This window comes from Anabaena lutea FACHB-196 (assembly GCF_014698305.1).
In the GTDB taxonomy this organism is placed as follows: domain Bacteria; phylum Cyanobacteriota; class Cyanobacteriia; order Cyanobacteriales; family Nostocaceae; genus Anabaena; species Anabaena lutea.
In genome coordinates this window covers 17,049-34,892 of sequence record NZ_JACJST010000029.1, presented here as the reverse complement: position 1 = coordinate 34,892, position 17,844 = coordinate 17,049, and the positions used below count along the sequence as shown (strand labels likewise).

Here is a 17,844-nt window from a genome sequence, read left to right as displayed (position 1 = left end):
ATTCCGTCAGGGTTTTAGACTTTTCTAATGGGTGGGTTATTTCCACCGTACTGTACTATATAGCAATAATTTTAGTTGCTATTGACTAACTATCAATAATTGCTATGTATATAGACATCACCCGACGCTTTAGGTTCCAATTGGAGTCGGTGAAGCTGGAATCCCTGGGGTTCTGGCCGTGGGTAGTGTCAATTGATTTGTCACCAATCCCCAGACCCGTTTATAACCTAAAATTCTCGTGCCAAGATACAATTCGATCTGGCAACAGCTGTTAAAGTCCATAAAATTATTGATTCTGAAACCACCATTATGAGCATTCATGAAGTATTTATGCCGGCGCTGAGTTCCACCATGACAGAGGGGAAGATTGTCTCTTGGGTAAAATCGCCAGGGGATAAAGTGGAAAAAGGCGAAACAGTGGTGGTTGTGGAGTCCGATAAGGCAGATATGGATGTGGAATCCTTCTATGAGGGATTTCTAGCCCATATTATAGTCCCCGCTGGTGAAAGCGCCCCAGTTGGAGCAGCGATCGCTTACGTAGTAGAAACAGAAGCTGAAATTGAAACAGCAATATCTCAAGCTAATCCAGGAAGCACTGCTGCTGCTCCTGCTACACCCGCTCCCGTACCCGTCGCCGCTGCAACCGTCGCCACACCCGCCGCAGTCTCTCAAAATGGTTCTAACCACCGGGAAGGAAGGCTAGTAGCTTCACCCCGCGCCCGCAAATTGGCAAAAGAACTGAAAGTAGATTTAAATACCCTTAAAGGTAGTGGTCCCTACGGTCGGATTGTCGCTGAAGATGTGGAAACATCCGTTGGTAAAGTTAAGCAAATTCCTACTCCGGCTCCTGCTATTACCCCAGCGACACCTGTAGCAGATACAAAACCATCTCCTGCACCTGTGGTCAACAGTGCTGTTCCTGGTCAGACAGTACCATTAACTACTCTGCAAAATGCAGTGGTACGGAACATGATGACCAGCCTATCTGTACCTACATTCCATGTCGGTTACACAATTACCACTGATGGATTAGACAAACTTTACAAGCAAATTAAATCTAAAGGGGTGACGATGACAGCGCTATTAGCGAAAGCTGTAGCAGTGACATTACAAAAACACCCTTTATTGAATGCCAGTTATTCAGACCAAGGAATTGTGTATCATTCTAGTATCAATATTGCCGTTGCAGTGGCGATGGATGATGGCGGTTTGATTACACCAGTATTACAAAAAGCAGATGCAGTAGATATCTATTCTCTATCTCGCAATTGGAAAACTTTGGTTGACAAGGCTAGAGCTAAACAACTACAACCAGAAGAATACAACAGTGGAACTTTTACCCTGTCTAACCTGGGAATGTTTGGTGTAGATACATTTGACGCAATTTTACCACCTGGACAAGGTTCAATTTTAGCGATCGCTGCCTCTCGTCCACAAGTAGTAGCCACTGCTGATGGTTTATTTGGTGTGCGTCAACAAATGAAAGTTAATATTACCTGTGATCACCGGATTATTTACGGTGCTAATGCAGCAGCATTCCTGAAAGATTTGGCTAATTTGATTGAAACCAATCCTCAATCTTTGACACTTTAAGGAAAAACTTTAGAAACCAATAAATCTTACTTAATTTCAGACTTGGAGTTTTTAAATTCCAAGTTTTTTTTATAGCAACGGACAGGGCGGTTAGGACACCAACTGATTATAAAACCTAGACACCAAAATACTCTTCAGACTGTCAAGAGTCACCTGTCCTCTGTCACCTGCTATATCAGCTATCGCACTGTAGATGTTGACTATTGTCAACTCAAGTTACTCTGAAAAGTAAGTGACAAAAGTTGACAACAAAATAAAACCAAAGACAACATGGTGACAGAGCATAGTTTAATTCTAGATTTAACAATTGTTTTAGTAAGTACAGCACTCGGAGGATTTGTAGCACATCGGCTGCATCAACCTGTAATACTTGGTTATTTAGTCAGTGGATTTGCTATAGGCCCTTTTGGCTTCAAGTTATTAGGCAATGTTTCTGACATTAAATCTTTAGCAGAAATTGGTGTCGCTTTCCTGCTGTTTGCACTGGGTGTAGAATTCTCTCTAGCAGAATTAAAACGAGTTAAAGAAATTGCTCTTAAAGGTAGTTTACTGCAAATTGGATTGACAATTGCTTTAGTAACACTAGTAACATCAATTACGGGTTGGGCCGCGGGAATCACACAAGGAATCTTCTTAGGAGCAGTTTTATCTCTTTCTTCCACAGCAATTGTTTTAAAAACACTCACAGAAAGGGGTGAAACTAATACAGTGCATGGGCAAATTATGCTGGCAATTTTAATTACCCAAGATTTAGCATTGGGTGTAATGTTAGCAATACTTCCTGCTTTTAAACAACCAGAAAATATTGCTGTAGCGCTAGGATTTGCTCTTCTTAAAATTGCACTTTTTGTAATAGTCGCAATTATATTTAGTCGGTGGATAGTACCTCATGTTTTAAGTAATATTGCCGCTACCGAAAGTAATGAGTTATTTCTGTTAGTTGTAATTGCCTTATGTTTAGGAGTTGCTTTAACAACTGCATATTTAGGTCTTTCAATTGCAATGGGGGCATTTGTAGCTGGTTTAATGATTTCCGAAATTGATTATGCAGATCAGGCATTAGCAAAAATTTTACCTTTGCGAGATACATTTGCGAGTCTGTTTTTTGCATCAATTGGAATGCTGATTGATCCTGCTATCCTTATCAACAATTTTGGACTAATATTAGAACTTGTAACTTTAGTCATGCTGGGTAAAGCAGCAATTATTTTAGTCATTGTTCTCAAGTTTGGCTACTCTCTAAAAAATGCCATTATAGTCAGTTTTGGTATCAACCAAATTGGAGAATTTTCTTTTGTATTATCCTTAGTAGGTTTAAAATTAGGACTGATATCTCAACAAACCTATTCTTTATTATTAGGAACAACAGCAATTACACTCCTACTCACTCCTTTATCGCTCAATGTTGCACCTTTTATTGCAGATACTTTGAATAAAAACCCCTTTCTAGCAAAGTTATTACAACGCTTTTCTACACCAAAAACAATATCTATGCCAGAAATAATTACTGGTCACGTAGTAGTAGCAGGTTACGGTAGAGTTGGGCAAGTAATTGTCAACATATTACAAAGCGAAGGATATCCAGTTTTAGTAATTGAAAATAGCGAAGCATCTGTACAAAGACTGCGAATGCACCAAATCCCTTACATTTTCGGAGATGCCGATTCTGAATTAGTATTAGAAAAAGCACATTTAGAAACTGCCAAAGCTTTAGCAATTGCCCTTCCAGATCCTGCCAGCACTCGCTTACTTTTGAAAATTGCTTTGACTATTGCACCTCATTTAGATGTAATTGCTCGCTCACACAGTAACAAAGAAATTGACATCTTAACCCAAATGGGCGCTAAAGAAGTAGTACAACCTGAATTTGAAGCAGCATTAGAGTTAGGAAATCATTTACTAAAAACCTTGGGTGCAGCAGAAAGTTATATCCAAACTGTTATCAAAACTATTCGTAAAGATAGATATTTAAGTGTTAGACCTGAGCAAGAATAGACCTCTTTTCACAATTACCAGCTATAAACTCCCAATTTTATCCCTACTCTCAGCGTACCTCCGCGCTAACCTCAGCGTACCTCTGCGTTTAAAAATAAAAAAGGTGGGCATTGCCCACCCTACAAATTTAACCTTTTACACAAAGAACTTGTTTAAGAGTTGCCACTATTTCCACCAAATCAGCTTGATTTTCCATCACCTGCTCAATTGGTTTATAAGCACCAGGAATTTCATCTAAAACTCCAGTATCCTTACGGCATTCTACACCCTGAGTTTGCTCAATTAAATCATCAAGTGTGTAGACATTTTTTGCCTTATTTCTGGACATCAAACGCCCTGCACCATGAGAACAAGAACAGAAACTATGAGCATTTCCTTTACCTTTGACAATGAAAGATTTTGCTCCCATTGAACCAGGAATAATCCCATAATCTTCTGTTTGAGCGCGAACTGCACCTTTACGAGTTACATACACATCTTCGCCAAAATGTACTTCTTTTTCGGCATAGTTGTGATGACAATTTACCTCTAATAAAGGTTTGGTTACTTTCCCCCCTGTAAGATGTTTTTCGACAATTTTTTTAAATCGGGACATCATTACATCACGGTTAAAAAGTGCGTAATTTTGCGCCCATTGTAAGTCTTTCCAGTATGCTTGGAATTCTGGTGTACCAGCCACAAAGTAAGCTAAATCAGGATCAGGTAATTTCTCACTTGCCATTTTCGCTAATTCTTTGGCGGTATTAATATGGCATTGGGCTAGTTTATTACCAATGTTGCGAGAACCGGAATGCAACATCAGCCAAACTTGGTTTTCTGTATCGAGACATATTTCGATAAAGTGATTCCCTCCACCAAGAGAACCCATTTGTTTCATGGCTTTGCTTTCTAAATCTTGCACACCACGATGCAAGTTAGAAAAATCGCGCCAACGTTGCCAGTTAGTTACTGCTTTTTCTACATCTTTGTTTTCATTAAATCCTGTGGGAATTGCAGCTTCAATATCTAGGCGAATTTTCTTGAGTTTACCTTCGAGTTGTTCACCTGTAAATGGTGTTTTTATGGCACACATTCCGCAGTTGTGAACAAATACCCCTGCTTTTAGAGCAAAGTTATGATACTCTGGTACTGTCAGACAATACACATTTTCTGTGTAATTTAGGGGAATTACTGCGACAACTTTGTGATTGCATTTGTGTTCCTTGCGACGGTGGTTATGCAGTCCAATTGGTGTCTTAACTTCTGCACCACAGATTTCACAGGTGTAGTAACGATTGGCAATTTCTTGAGACTTTGCTCTCCCTTTTTCACTTGTGTTATATGTGATTAGATATTGCTTACCCCGAATTCCATTATCTGCAACTGCATTTTTAAAATGTTCTGGTTGCTGTTGCATATACTGAAGAATATTTTTAGTACCTCGCTCGGCATAATATTGATATCCTTCTGGAGTTTGTGCTTTTCGCGCAATAGCAGCTTTTCTATTTTCTTCAAATTCTGGAGATTGCCAATGTTGATTACTTTCTAGTAAAGAACGGTGATAGGCAGAATGCTCATTAGCTCCCATAAATTCCAGATTTTCTGGACGATTATCTGATTCATGGAAATTGCGATGATGAATAACTGTTCTTTGTCCCTCAAATTTGGGAATTTTACCTAGTAAACCAGAACGAGCAATCATCCAATGTGCTTTTTGCCATCTCCCAGAGTATGGTTGAGATATGAGTGTATAACCATCTTTATCAACTTGGGAATAAAAAGGCATTAAGGAAGTACCTGTTTCCAGAAATTGTGCTTCTTGGTAGCTGCCATCTCGAAGCATAAATTGATGATCTGGAGTACAGATAATCTCTTCACTGTTATCTAAAATTACTTTCACCAAAGGAGCATTTTTTCTTGTTAATCGAGCAGTGGCTTTGGCAGCTACAATTTTTCCTGTTGGTGTACAAGCATAAACAATAAATTCTCCGTTATTATCTGCTAATTCTTTGATTGGATAGGATTTTCCATCTATTAAAGGAATTAAAGTTTCTCCCACAAAGCAACCAATATCTACTCCGACAGCAGCAGGAATAATCGCTTCTTTGGTGGCAATAACTGAACCAACTAATGCTCCTTTTCCAAAGTGAACATCGGGCATTAAAGCAACGTGTTTAAACACAAATGGCAAGGAGGCAACATTCTTGGCCATCTTGGTTTCATCTGAGGCTAAGGGATGATTTGCCCAAGATAAAACGGGGGATGGTGTGTTAATTCCTAATTGTTCGTAGGGCATAATTTGATTTTGGGATTTGAGATTTGGGATTGGGAAAATTCATAGATAGACTATTTGCGGAATTGCAAACACAATAGTGTATATTGCTAGTATAAATTTAGACGGTACATAGAATATTTTCAGATTGCTGTAACTTAGTTGTAATACAAAAGTAATATGTTTGTCAAGCGATCGCTCACATTAACAGACACCAGAATGGATAATAATAATTTTCAGGATATTGCTTTCCTAGTGTTTGGCATAGTGGCATGAGTTTAAAGGCAGTTCTGTTCGATTTTAATGGTGTGATTATTAAAGATGAGCCGATTCATCTGAAACTGATAGATGAGATTCTGGTGCAGGAAAATCTCCAACCCCAAAGGGTGCAAGAGCGTCAAGCTTCACTGGGAAGGAGCTATCGCGCTTGTTTTCAAGACTTGCTGAAAAATCGTGGTAGAGTTGCAACCGAGGAGTATTTAATTCAGTTGCTCAAACGCAAGGCTCAGGCTTATGTGCTGGAACTGGAGAAGTTAGAAAAACTGCCTTTGTATCCGGGAATAGATGACTTAATTTTTCAAGTGCGATCGCAAAATCTTAAACTAGGCTTAGTTAGTGACGCTCTTTGTCAAGAAATAGAATTTGTGCTAGAACGTAGCAAACTGGCTGAATACTTTCAGATTATTGTTACTGGGGATGACACTAACACTAGTAAACCTCAACCAGAAGGTTATTTGCTGGCAGTAGAACGCTTCAACCAAAAATTTGTAGAATTGAATTTGCAACCCCAAGATTGTTTAGCGATTGAAGATACTCCAGCGGGTATTCAAGCCGCAAAACGCGCTCAGATACAAGTAGTTGGGGTAGCGAATACTTACCCTTTTCATATGCTTCAGCGTCAAGCCAACTGGACTGTAGATTATTTGACAGATTTGGAATTGGAAAGGGTACAGGAGGTTTATTTGCAAAAAGATGTAAAATCTGCCGTGCCTGAGTGTTAAGATAGAGTACGTCTGTCAGAGTTTGCTACTCTGCACTCATAAGGGGAATTAGCTCAGTTGGTAGAGTGCTGCGATCGCACCGCAGAGGTCAGGGGTTCGAGTCTCCTATTCTCCATTGTTGTACATTCGCAAATTAAATGTCGCAATTCGCAGATTAGTGTCGCTGTTAACTAATTAGTGTCGTCAAATCCTTCTAGATGATTGTTAACAAATTAATGTCGTCTATTTTTATGCTGTAGATTTGACTTCACTATACTTCTAGTATAGGAAAAAACTGGAGAATAGTCCCGAACGAAGTGCGCCTTCTAACCCTCCCATTGAATAATATATAGGACTAATATTTGATTTTTGAAAAAGCTCCGTACATCTGAAGCGTAGGAAAATCAAAAGTAGTGTGTCGGATAAACCATTCAAACATCCATTTTAAATGAGAAAATGTTGGTATCAACGCACAAAAACGTCGAACCCATGTTTTAGCTTGTAACCAAATATCCTCAATGGGATTTTGTATCGGACAATTAGGAGCAAAACGAACGCATTGTATTTTCCATTGATCGCTTGAAAGTCCCTGATTAATTTCGTCCAAAAAATCTCTAATTTCTTGAGAACGATGGTAACTAGCACCATCCCAAAGGATGAGTAATCGTTGATCAGGAGACTGTTTGAGTAAATAAAGTAAATAATCAATAGTATTTTTTGAATTACCTTTATCGTAACTTTTAAGTATTAATTCTCCTTCGAGATAGTCAATTGCTCCATAATATGTCTGTTTTTTTCGCTCATTGACCACTGGAACTGCGATTTCTTGGTCTGTTTTACCCCATACATAGCCACTTAAGTCTCCCCACATTAAATGACACTCATCAATTAGTAAAGCTCTCAATTTACCTGTTTCAAGTTCCCTACTGTTGTTTTCCAACAGTGTTTCAATCTCTTTTTTTTTACCGCTACAGCATCTGGGTCAGTTTTAGGGTTTGACTTAGTGGTTTTTTTCCAACTTATTCCGGCTGCTTTAAACAAATCGTAATAACTTTTTTTGGTCTCGTAAACTACATCATATTCAAATGCTAGTTTATACTCTAACTCTCCTATTTCCCAATAATCCTTTGTTTGAAGCCAACACAATACCTCCTGTTTCTGTTCGGTATTCAAATAGCTTTTTCTTCCTTTGTATTTTAGTTTTAACCCATCAATTCCATTTTCCTCGTAGACTTGTTTCCAACCTGTTATTGAACCTAGTGACACGCCTAGAATTGTTTGAATTTCTTCATATAAGTAACCTTGATAAACCAGTTTGATTGCTAATCCTTTCCTCACCTCACGAGCATTTGCATTTTGAGCTATAAACTCCTGTAGTTCGGCGATGACTTCACCCACCACTGGCATCCCCTGTTCTAAATCCTGCTTTCTCATTGTTTTCCTTTAGACTTGCACACCCTCTCCGTATTATCTCTTAGTTTTTTTTCAAAAATCAAATATTATTCCTATAGAATTGAAAAAAATAAGTCTAAGAAATATGGGTTTGAAAAACTATTTGCTACTAAGATAACAGAGTTATCTGATAAAGATACTCTTGTTGAAAAAAGTATAATTCTATTTGAACGCTATTTTAATCTTGTGTTCTCAGTTTTCAAAAAAGATAAACCAACTAGTAGAAATGAACCAAAAACTTCTTTCTTATTATCAAAATTTTGGGGTGGTTGGGTTAATTTATTAAATGTCTTCTTAGAAGAAGATTTAGACTGGAAATCAGTTGAAAATGAGCTTAATAAAATCAAAAGTAATATTATGGAATTACGTCAGATGGAAAATTATAATGATATTATTTTCAAACCAGATGAACTTGTAATACCAGATTCGAGTCATTCACCGACAAAAGTTGGTAAATTCTTAAATCAAAATCGTCAACAACCAGTTTCTATTCAAGATATTAGTTAATATAAAAATATTATCATAGCAATCATAAATCATTCGTGATACAGAAAATAGGTAAAACCGTAGTCATTAGTATTTGACTGGAGAAAAATAGACTCAAATCATAAAACCCACCCTGTGTTAGGGTTTAGAGTATATATCACTACATTTGTACTAATATAGCTATACCTACCTCGATGAACTCCAAACCAAAATAGACACAATCAAACAATTCAGAGAAGAAGCAATAAAATAACTTGATGCTCTTTTACCTTCCATACTCGATAAAGCATTTAATATCATGTTCGCTTAATTACTTATCCAAAAAAACTCTCCGCGTCGGCCTTAATTATCAGTCTTTAACCGAACACGATATAAAGGGGAATTGTGAACCAAATCAGTAGGGCGTAAAATATCGGTTTAGTAAAAAGCGATATCTACGATGAGCTACGCTAACGCTTTCCATCTCCTCAGTTTTTTCTGACATTCTACCATCTCCCCAAACCCCACAACATCGGAACTGTAAACCTAGCCCGACAGTTAAGACACTCAGATAGCAGCCTTTACCCTCTCGGTAGACAAGGAGTGTCCTAAAAAGTAGTAGAGTGAAAAATGCATCTAGTAGCGTTAGCATCTTGACAAAATCACCTGTGCGAAAAATAGTTATAGCCGGCAACTGGAAAATGTTCAAAACCCGGTCAGAGTCCGAAGACTTTTTACGCGGATTTCTGCCCCACTTGGAGGAAACACCCTCAGAACGAGAAGTGGTACTGTGTCCTCCCTTCACTGACTTAAGCGTCATGTCCAAATATTTGCACGGTAGCCTGATCCAACTGGGCGCACAAAACGTCCATTGGGAAGAAAATGGAGCCTACACGGGTGAAATCGCCGCTCCCATGCTCACAGAAATTGGTGTGCGCTATGTCATCGTTGGTCATAGCGAAAGACGGCAATATTTTGGCGAAACAGACGCAACTGTTAACCTACGCCTTAAAGCCGCTCAAAAGCATGGACTTATCCCCATTCTCTGTGTTGGTGAAACTAAACAACAACGGGACGCAGGGGAAACCGAAAAACTGATTACCACTCAGTTAGAAAAAGACTTAGTAGATATTGATCAAAATAATTTGGTCATTGCTTATGAACCAATTTGGGCGATAGGAACAGGTGACACTTGTGAAAGCAAAGAAGCGAATCGGGTAATTGGCTTAATTCGCTCTCAGTTGACTAATCCTAATGTCTCCATTCAATACGGCGGTTCAGTCAAGCCGAATAATATTGATGAAATCATGGCTCAACCAGAAATTGACGGCGCTCTCGTGGGAGGTGCAAGTCTAGAAGCTGATAGTTTTGCCAGAATTGTCAATTATCAGTAGAACGCCATTTACAACTTTTTAACAAATCAATTTAGTTCGTTAAAACGGACTTTGGCTATTAGCCTCGGAATTCATTCCGAGGCGGGATTGTAACTTATGTCAAACCAATTAATGATTCGAGAACGCTGTTTTATCTGGGGACAGCGAACTTATCTCATGGGCATCTTAAATGTCACCCCTGACAGCTTTAGTGATGGTGGTAAATTTAACACAGTTTCCGCCGCTTTAAACCAAGCGCAAGCAATGGTAGCCGCTGGTGCTGATATTATTGATATCGGTGGTCAATCAACTCGACCAGGTGCAGAACAAATCACCCTCACAGAAGAACTTGACCGGGTACTGTCGGTTTTACAAGTAATCCGTCCAGAGATTGCAATTCCTATTTCTGTAGATACAACTAGAGCCAATGTTGCTAAGGCTGCTGTATTATCTGGAGCCGATATCGTCAATGATATTTCTGGCGGTACATTTGACTCAGAAATGTTGTCAACGGTAGCTAATTTAGATGTACCAATTATGTTGATGCACATCCGGGGAACTCCCCAGACGATGCAACAACAAACTGATTATCAGGATTTGATAGGGGATATTTATAGCTTTTTATCTCAGCAAATAAATGCCGCAATTGCGGCGGGGATTAAACATGACAACATCATTATTGATCCGGGGATTGGCTTTGCTAAAAACTATGAGCAAAATTTAGAAATTTTTCGCCGCTTGCAAACATTAAAAGCACTTAACTGTCCAATACTGGTAGGAGCTTCTCGTAAAAGTTTTATCGGTAAAATTTTAAACCAACCAGATCCCCAAGCCAGAGTTTGGGGAACAGCAGCTGCTTGTAGTGCAGCCATTTTTTATGGTGCTGATATCCTCCGAGTTCACGATGTCTCAGAAATGCGTGAAGTTGCCCTGGTTGCTGATGCCATTTATCGATAAGTTACAGGTGACAGGTGACCAATGGAGAGACGCAAAGACGCGGAGATAGGGAGACGCGGAGATGGGGAGAGAATAATTATTACCAATGACCAATGACCAATCACCAATGACTAATGACTAATGACTAATGAACTATTAATTAGCACCATTACCGTTCCCAGAAGTTTTGCCATTTTCTTCGTGAGTTACTGACTCAGCAATCAACTCCTGAAACATATCTGTGGAGTTAGCTGGATCTACAAAAACAATTTTGGCGTTATTACTTGCACTAAGCTTTTGGCTGGCTTGTACGTAATCTTGAGCGACAAGATACCGGAGAATTTCCTTAGTTTCAGGATGAGAACGTAAGACTTCACCAATAATCTCCATAGAAGTCCTAGTTCCTTCAGCTTTTTTAATCGCTGCTTGTCGTTCCCCTTCAGCTTCGGAAATCAAGGCCATTTTTTTAATTTCTGCCGCTTGTTGCTCTTGCATTGAGTTTCTTACACTTTCCGGCGGTGTAATTCTCTGAATATCTAACCGGATAATTTGGACTCCCCAATCGTTTGTAATTGGATTTAACTGGTCTAATATGGTTCTGTCCATGTCGGCTCTGGACATATTGGTAGCGTCTAAGGTATTTTGGGCAATAACTTCCCGTAGGGTAGTTGTAGTTAAGTTTGATAATGCTTGTTGAAGATCATCAATTGCATAAAAGCTTTTTTCAATATTTGTGATGCGCCAATACACAACAGCATCTACTTCTAGGTAAATACCATCTTTAGTAATCACATTTTGAGGCTTGATGTCTAAAACTTGCTCCCGTGTTGTATCTTCCATGACAATCTGATCAAGGAAGGGAACAATAAAGTTGAGTCCAGGTTTAAGTTTGCGATGATACCGCCCTAAGCGTTCCACAAGGGCTTCATTCCCTTGATTAATCATTTTTGCAGATCCCAAGGCATAACCGATAAGCGCTAAAACTATAGCAATAATTGGCTCCATATATGCTCCTATTCAGCGTTGGGCAAAATTAATTGTTGAGGTTATGCTAACAGCGTATATTAACTGTAAGTAAAATGGTTTGAAAGCGTAATTTTTTAACAAGCAGGATCAGCAAAAGGTCATACTATAAGCGATCGCTATTAAAGCACTTTACTCACCAGCTGGCAATATACCAGTTCTCGATTGCATCCCATACATCCGTGACCTAACCCCCTTCCTTCATTGAGTATCATGTCTGGTTGAATACTTATCATTTAGACTGACGCGGAGAATTTTTTTGATAAATGATTAGGCGGACATGATATTACAGTGCAAATATCAGGACATCAAATTTCTGAATTTGTAAATTAGATGTGTAATAGTTTACTAAAAATGGCTTAATCGTTTGATTCTATAAGTAATAGGGGTAAAGCACATTGCTAAACCCTTACAAATCTGGGTTTTTTCGCAATCTTAAATCTTATATATAAAAGTTCAAATCTCAGCCATTTTGAGCATATCTCACGCCCACTTACTTAAATATCCGTTACAAAACTTAATTACAAATTACACCATTTTACTTGATCAAAAGGGGGAATTAATCAGCCCCCTCTTTACGAACTTAAATGAACTTAAAGTCCAAAAAACCTGAGGAAATTAAAGATAATACCTAAGGGACCAGCTACAACACCTAATGTATCACCAGACTTAGCAAGACCAGAACGGCCAACTACTACAACATCATTATTGCGAAGTATAGGATTGGTGTCATCATTAATGCCTTTTGAGAAATCTATCTTCACTACACGCTTAGTGACAGTACCATTGGCATTAAGACGAATTAAATCTACAGCAGCACTACTAGCTCTAGCATCATTAAAGCCACCAGCCGCAAGCAACGCCTGATTTAAAGAACTATTCGGCTGTAAATCTGTTAATCCAGGTTTTTTAACTTCACCTACCACACCAACTTGAATTTTGGTTGGTGACAAAGTAGTAGTAGCTAATTGAGTTGCTTCTGCTGTGTTAATGTCGGTTGCAGTGGGGACAACAATTGTATCTCCATCTTGCACAACCGCGTCTTGATTAAGATCACCAGTCTGCAATAATTCCCAAAGATTGATATCTATAGTTTGTTCTGTGCCAGTTCGCGTCGGTCGGCGTAACTTGATAGTTCTAACATCGGCTTGTGACGTAATTCCTCCCGCTAGTTGCAGCGCCCGCATTACCGTTGGTAAACCGGTTCCCGCTCCCTCTGTACCGCCTGCGGTGACAAGATAAGAACCAGGACGGTAAACTTCACCAGTGATTGCGACTGTGCGGGGTGCAGTTTGACTTGCAGCAAAGTTAGCAGAAAATAAATTGCGTGCTTCTGCAATGTTGAATTCTGTAGCAGTGGGTACAACTAAGGTGTCTCCATCCCGTAAGGTAATATCCTGGGGTATTGTACCTGTTTGGGTAAGTTCCTTTAAGTTGAAACTGACAATCTGCTCGCCTGAAAGTCCTATCTTCCGCCGTAATTGAACTTTAGTCACATCTGCTGCTAGTGTTACCCCTTGGGCTGTAGTTAATGCAGCTAATATAGTTGGGTATTGTACTCCTGGAGTATTTCCGCTGCCTCCTTGTAAGTTGAGAGTGTAAGCTCCTGGTCTTGTCACCTCTCCAGCTACAAAAACATTGATGGGACGAGGTGACAACAAATTGACGGAAATCAAAGGACGTTTAAGAAAGCGACTATATCTTCTAGCTATTTCGTCCGCTGCCTGTTCCGTTGTTAATCTGAGAACGGATACACTGCCTATCAAAGGTAGGTTAATCGCCCCACCAGGAGGAACTTGGTATTCTCCCGTATATTCGGGTACTTCAAATACATTGACGCGGATAACATCGCCGCCGCCTAATAAGTAATCTGTAGAGATGCGGGAGCTTGATGAGATTGGTGATTTTTGAGCTAGACTAACAGATGGCAAAGCGATACTGAAAGTCGTTAACAAAACTACAGATGTAGTTGAATGAGTAAAAAATTTCCACAAATTTATATTAAGCATCTTTACCTGAGATTATGAAACTACTATCTGTGAAGTACTGTCTAGACATTTTACCGTTGACTATACTTAAATATTCAAGTTCCCCGACACTGTTCTTTTCTGAAAAATCCTGGATTTTCCGGATATAACTTAGGGATTTATTTTGAAATTTTAGTAAAGTTAATTTAAAGCCAAATGAGTTTGAAGCCATGGATTGTCCATGATTAGACCAAGGATTGTCAAAATAGTCAATGCTCAAGAATCAAAATTTCCCAGAAGTTGATTTTTAATTTTATGAAGATGTTTTAAAAGTCTAATTTCATAGGTTAATAAAGCGATTATAAGTCGCGGTTACATCGTAATATTCTCATACCAATTTGGACAAGGATAGAGACTAATAAAATACTCAAAAGCTTATATAGTAAGTTTTTGATAATCCAAAATCTCAAATCCCAAATGGTATCGGCAGTTGTGATGATCGTAATGGGAAAAATTTTGACTCTTTAATTGTTGATCCCATCCTTCTTAGTTAAGCGAATGATTTTGTTTTTGGATCTGTTGGATAAAAAACTCTTCTAGGGATTGATGGGATAAATTCATGGCGATGATTTCTCCTCCCATTAACCGGAGACTGGCCAGAAAATCATAGTAGTCGTCTTGTAGTATGCCTTGCCAAGAACCATCAGGCTCAAATTTTAGATCGGATATCCTGGTTTTGAGAATTTCTCCGTCACCCCCTTGACCTTTGACATGATATGTGTATTCTGTGCCTAAGAGTTCATTAAGGGAACCAGAGCAAATTAATTGTCCTCGATCAAGGATGGCTACGCGATCGCAAATTTGTTCTACTTCACTCAAAACATGACTATTGAAAAATATGGTTTTCCCAGCAGATTTGAGAGAAAGGATAATCTCACGCATTTGGTAGCGTCCCAGGGGATCAAGTCCAGACATTGGTTCGTCTAGAAATACCAAATCTGGGTCATTTATTAATGCTTGAGCCATACCAACACGCTGAAGCATACCTTTAGAATAGCGGCGCATCAGCTTTTTGCGAGCATCAGCTGGGGATAAACCAACTAATTCTAGTAATTCGGGAATACGTTGACGTTGTATCCGTTGGGGAATTTGGAATAACCCAGCAGCTAATTCTAAAAATTCCCAACCAGTCAGATAGTCATACAAATAGGGATTCTCTGGTAAATAGCCAATACGTTGCTTCACAGAGCGATCGCCTAATGGCTTACCTAATAATAAGCCCCTACCAGAGGAAGGACGGATAATTCCTAGTAAAAGTTTTAACAGCGTTGTTTTACCAGCACCATTAGGACCCAGTAACCCAAAGGTTTGCCCTGGGTAAACTTGTAAAGAACAGCTTTTGAGAGATACAACTTTTTGATTCAGCCAAAACCCAGTGCGATAGACTTTTCGCAACTCAGAAGTTAGGACGACTGGTGGTTGTTCTACAGGATTGAGTTGAGGTTCAGGGGTATCTGCAACAGCATTCATTGCGGTTAAATGACCAATTCCCGGCTATGTGTGATTAATTACAAGTTGCTCGGTAGGACGATAAAAACTGTCTCTATTTAATGTGTTAATTATCGTCAACCGAGTAGCTGCGTGAAACTTTCAGTAGTAACTTATAGCACACCTTTAGAACTAGGAATAGTCTCCTCACGGCGTGGATCAATTGCTACTGCCATTCGCATGGCTCTAGCAAAGGCTTTAAAAGTTGCTTCAATAAGATGATGGGAATTAATGCCATCTAGTTGGCGAATGTGCAGCGTCATTTGGCTATGATTGACTACAGCTACAAAGAATTCACGCACCAATTGAGTATCATAGGTTCCCACCCGTTGAGTAGGAAGTTGCAAGCCATAACTGAGGTGAGGTCGTCCAGAAAAGTCTAATGCTACTTGAATTAGAGCTTCATCTAAAGGTGCGAGAAAATTACCAAAGCGGACAATACCTTTTTTATTCCCCAGTGCTTGATGTAAGGCTTGTCCCAAGGTAATACCGACATCTTCATTAGTGTGGTGATCATCAATTTCCCAGTCACCTTTGGCTTGAATATCTAAATCAAACAGCCCATGAGAGGAAATTTGATGCAACATATGATCCAAAAAGGGAATACCTGTTGAGGCTTTACAGATACCTGTACCATCGAGGTTGATGGTGACATGGACATCAGTTTCACCCGTGGTGCGGTGAACTGTGGCAATGCGGTGATTGGTCATTGGTCATTGGTGATTGGTCATTGGTGATTAGTCATTAGTCATTAGTCATTAGGTTTCTAATTTTGACTTTTGACTTTTGGCTTGATTTGTCCCGATTACATTCCCATGATTTCATATCCTGCATCTACATACAGAATTTGCCCAGTAATACCGCTTGCTAAATCACTACATAGGAATGCTGCTGTATTGCCGACTTCTAACTGAGTGACAGTACGACGCAGGGGAGCTACTTGTTCAACATGATGAATCATATCCAAAATCCCACCCACTGCTGAAGATGCCAAAGTGCGGATAGGTCCTGCTGATATCCCATTCACCCGAATATTTTGTTGACCTAGTTCAGCAGCTAAGTAACGTACACTTGCTTCTAATCCAGCTTTAGCAACTCCCATAATGTTATAGTTGGGAATGGCTCGGACTGCGCCCAAATATGTGAGAGTAACAATACTACCTCCTTCTGTCATCAAAGGTTTAGCAGCACCACTTAACTGTACTAGTGAATAAGTGCTAACTTCCAAAGCTTTATTGAAACCAGAACGGGAAGTTTGACTAAAATCTCCACTTAAATCATCTTTGTTTGCAAACGCTAGGCAATGAATGAGGATGTCTATTTTTCCCCATTCCTGTTTGATTGTCTCAAAGGTCGATTTAATCTGCTCGTCATTTTCTACATTGCAGGGGAGGAATAAGCTGGGTTGCAGGGGTTCTACCAACTCCGCTACTTTTCTCTCCATCTTACCTTTTTCATCTGGCAAGTAGGTAATACCCAAGTTAGCCCCTGCTTTGTGGAGTTGTTGAGCAATACCCCAGGCGATTGAGCGGTTATTGGCAATACCTGTTACTAAGGCGTTTTTTCCAGACAGATTCAGCATAGAAATTGTTAATTTGATCAACCAATAGGAGCATACTAGAATCTGAGCCTATTTTGACAAAGAAGTAGTTTAGGTGTAAGGAGTTATAGATGGTGAGGAGAGATTTATGCTGCGATTAGCTGATAGTGATTTTTATCTGCCGCCCCATTGCACAAAATGTGTCAAAAATTATTTTTTGGCTGAAATCTTATCTCGAAGGGGGTCACGTAATTGATGGTATTGGCAATTAGGAATCGCCAAGAAGTACTACTATATTCTCAATTCCTTTAATTTTGTTGGCTACGGGATTGGTGAAAATTCTCATTAAGTCTTACAGGTTAGGAGAAATGAACCAACTATTTAGAAGCGCTGAAAAGCTTGTTGAATAAGCTTTATAAATTTTTTAATTTTTTTTGATTTTTAATTTTCAATTTCACTAAGGGTTGGTAGCCATCTGGAACTACGTCACCGAAATACATCAAAAAACTTAGTTCCTTCAACCTGTTGCTTGTGTGCAGGGGCTGGTTGGCTTGTTTTCAGTCAGGGTGTTGAGGGCAACAAAATTGCTGCAGATTGTTTAAGAAGTTATAAAGATATGGAAAATTTTTAGAGAAAAAACCTCGTTATTTGAGTTTATGAAACCACTTATCAACAACTCCTGGCTAAAAATAACAATAATTATGTATCATAATAAACAAAT

At 39.2% G+C, this 17,844-nt stretch carries 13 protein-coding genes and 1 tRNA gene; 7 read left to right on the top strand and 7 right to left on the bottom strand.

Annotation, left to right across the window (positions count from 1 at the left end):
• Positions 1-309: 309 nt before the first annotated feature.
• Both H6G59_RS23430 and H6G59_RS23425 read left to right on the top strand, forming a co-directional pair.
• Positions 310-1,593 carry a dihydrolipoamide acetyltransferase family protein gene (locus H6G59_RS23430; protein WP_190719189.1) on the top strand — a complete coding sequence of 428 codons (1,284 nt, stop codon included), beginning with the start codon at positions 310-312 and terminating at the stop codon, positions 1,591-1,593.
• A gap of 270 nt (positions 1,594-1,863) precedes the next feature.
• Positions 1,864-3,588: a cation:proton antiporter gene (locus H6G59_RS23425; RefSeq protein WP_190719186.1), complete on the top strand. Its 1,725-nt coding sequence runs from the start codon at positions 1,864-1,866 to the stop codon at positions 3,586-3,588.
• Between the two features lie 127 nt (positions 3,589-3,715).
• Here the strand turns inward: H6G59_RS23425 and H6G59_RS23420 are convergent, their stop codons facing one another.
• Complete coding sequence (locus H6G59_RS23420; RefSeq protein WP_190719183.1) at positions 3,716-5,863, bottom strand: intein-containing RctB family protein; 2,148 nt, start codon at positions 5,861-5,863, stop codon at positions 3,716-3,718.
• 248 nt (positions 5,864-6,111) lie between these two features.
• Here H6G59_RS23420 and H6G59_RS23415 point away from each other — a divergent pair, with 248 nt between their 5' ends.
• Positions 6,112-6,840 carry an HAD family hydrolase gene (locus H6G59_RS23415; RefSeq protein ID WP_190719181.1) on the top strand — a complete coding sequence of 243 codons (729 nt, stop codon included), beginning with the start codon at positions 6,112-6,114 and terminating at the stop codon, positions 6,838-6,840.
• 42 nt (positions 6,841-6,882) lie between these two features.
• Positions 6,883-6,955, top strand: a tRNA-Ala gene (locus H6G59_RS23410).
• A gap of 219 nt (positions 6,956-7,174) precedes the next feature.
• Here the strand turns inward: H6G59_RS23410 and H6G59_RS23405 are convergent.
• Positions 7,175-8,253 (bottom strand): IS630 family transposase gene (locus H6G59_RS23405; RefSeq protein WP_190719178.1). Its coding sequence is split into 2 segments (ribosomal slippage): positions 7,175-7,785 and positions 7,785-8,253, totalling 1,080 coding nucleotides; the frame shifts between segments, so codons are not numbered across the junction.
• Between the two features lie 15 nt (positions 8,254-8,268).
• Here H6G59_RS23405 and H6G59_RS23400 point away from each other — a divergent pair.
• The 3 genes from H6G59_RS23400 to folP all read left to right on the top strand — a co-directional run bounded on the left by H6G59_RS23400 (position 8,269) and on the right by folP (position 11,066).
• Positions 8,269-8,778, top strand: a complete 510-nt coding sequence (locus tag H6G59_RS23400; protein WP_190719175.1) for a hypothetical protein — start codon at positions 8,269-8,271, stop codon at positions 8,776-8,778.
• Between the two features lie 626 nt (positions 8,779-9,404).
• Complete coding sequence (gene tpiA / locus H6G59_RS23395; RefSeq protein WP_190719263.1) at positions 9,405-10,130, top strand: triose-phosphate isomerase; 726 nt, start codon at positions 9,405-9,407, stop codon at positions 10,128-10,130.
• Between the two features lie 96 nt (positions 10,131-10,226).
• Positions 10,227-11,066, top strand: a complete 840-nt coding sequence (folP, locus tag H6G59_RS23390; RefSeq protein ID WP_190719172.1) for a dihydropteroate synthase — start codon at positions 10,227-10,229, stop codon at positions 11,064-11,066.
• 135 nt (positions 11,067-11,201) lie between these two features.
• On the opposite strand, the gene H6G59_RS23385 is transcribed toward folP, so the two are convergent.
• From H6G59_RS23385 to fabI, 5 genes are all read right to left on the bottom strand, one after another.
• The gene (locus H6G59_RS23385) at positions 11,202-12,050 is read right to left on the bottom strand and encodes an SPFH domain-containing protein (RefSeq protein WP_127054907.1); all 849 of its coding nucleotides are present in this window, start codon (positions 12,048-12,050) and stop codon (positions 11,202-11,204) included.
• 611 nt (positions 12,051-12,661) lie between these two features.
• Complete coding sequence (locus tag H6G59_RS23380) at positions 12,662-14,077, bottom strand: SLBB domain-containing protein (RefSeq protein ID WP_190719170.1); 1,416 nt, start codon at positions 14,075-14,077, stop codon at positions 12,662-12,664.
• 504 nt (positions 14,078-14,581) lie between these two features.
• A complete protein-coding gene (locus H6G59_RS23375; RefSeq protein ID WP_127053379.1) occupies positions 14,582-15,565 on the bottom strand; it encodes an ABC transporter ATP-binding protein in 984 nt (327 codons plus the stop codon).
• A gap of 131 nt (positions 15,566-15,696) precedes the next feature.
• The gene (gene hisB, locus H6G59_RS23370; RefSeq protein ID WP_190719167.1) at positions 15,697-16,293 is read right to left on the bottom strand and encodes an imidazoleglycerol-phosphate dehydratase HisB; all 597 of its coding nucleotides are present in this window, start codon (positions 16,291-16,293) and stop codon (positions 15,697-15,699) included.
• 95 nt (positions 16,294-16,388) lie between these two features.
• Positions 16,389-17,165, bottom strand: coding sequence for an enoyl-ACP reductase FabI (gene fabI, locus H6G59_RS23365; RefSeq protein ID WP_127053381.1), 777 nt, complete (start codon positions 17,163-17,165; stop codon positions 16,389-16,391).
• Positions 17,166-17,844 lie beyond the last annotated feature (679 nt).

Coding starts and splice junctions, on each gene's coding strand:
- H6G59_RS23430 (WP_190719189.1), top strand. CDS start 310: ATGAGCATTCATGAAGTATTTATGCCGGCGCTGAGTTCCACCATGACA.
- H6G59_RS23425 (WP_190719186.1), top strand. CDS start 1,864: ATGGTGACAGAGCATAGTTTAATTCTAGATTTAACAATTGTTTTAGTA.
- H6G59_RS23375 (WP_127053379.1), bottom strand. CDS start 15,565: ATGAATGCTGTTGCAGATACCCCTGAACCTCAACTCAATCCTGTAGAA.
- hisB (WP_190719167.1), bottom strand. CDS start 16,293: ATGACCAATCACCGCATTGCCACAGTTCACCGCACCACGGGTGAAACT.
- fabI (WP_127053381.1), bottom strand. CDS start 17,165: ATGCTGAATCTGTCTGGAAAAAACGCCTTAGTAACAGGTATTGCCAAT.
- H6G59_RS23420 (WP_190719183.1), bottom strand. CDS start 5,863: ATGCCCTACGAACAATTAGGAATTAACACACCATCCCCCGTTTTATCT.
- H6G59_RS23415 (WP_190719181.1), top strand. CDS start 6,112: ATGAGTTTAAAGGCAGTTCTGTTCGATTTTAATGGTGTGATTATTAAA.
- folP (WP_190719172.1), top strand. CDS start 10,227: ATGTCAAACCAATTAATGATTCGAGAACGCTGTTTTATCTGGGGACAG.
- H6G59_RS23385 (WP_127054907.1), bottom strand. CDS start 12,050: ATGGAGCCAATTATTGCTATAGTTTTAGCGCTTATCGGTTATGCCTTG.
- H6G59_RS23380 (WP_190719170.1), bottom strand. CDS start 14,077: ATGCTTAATATAAATTTGTGGAAATTTTTTACTCATTCAACTACATCT.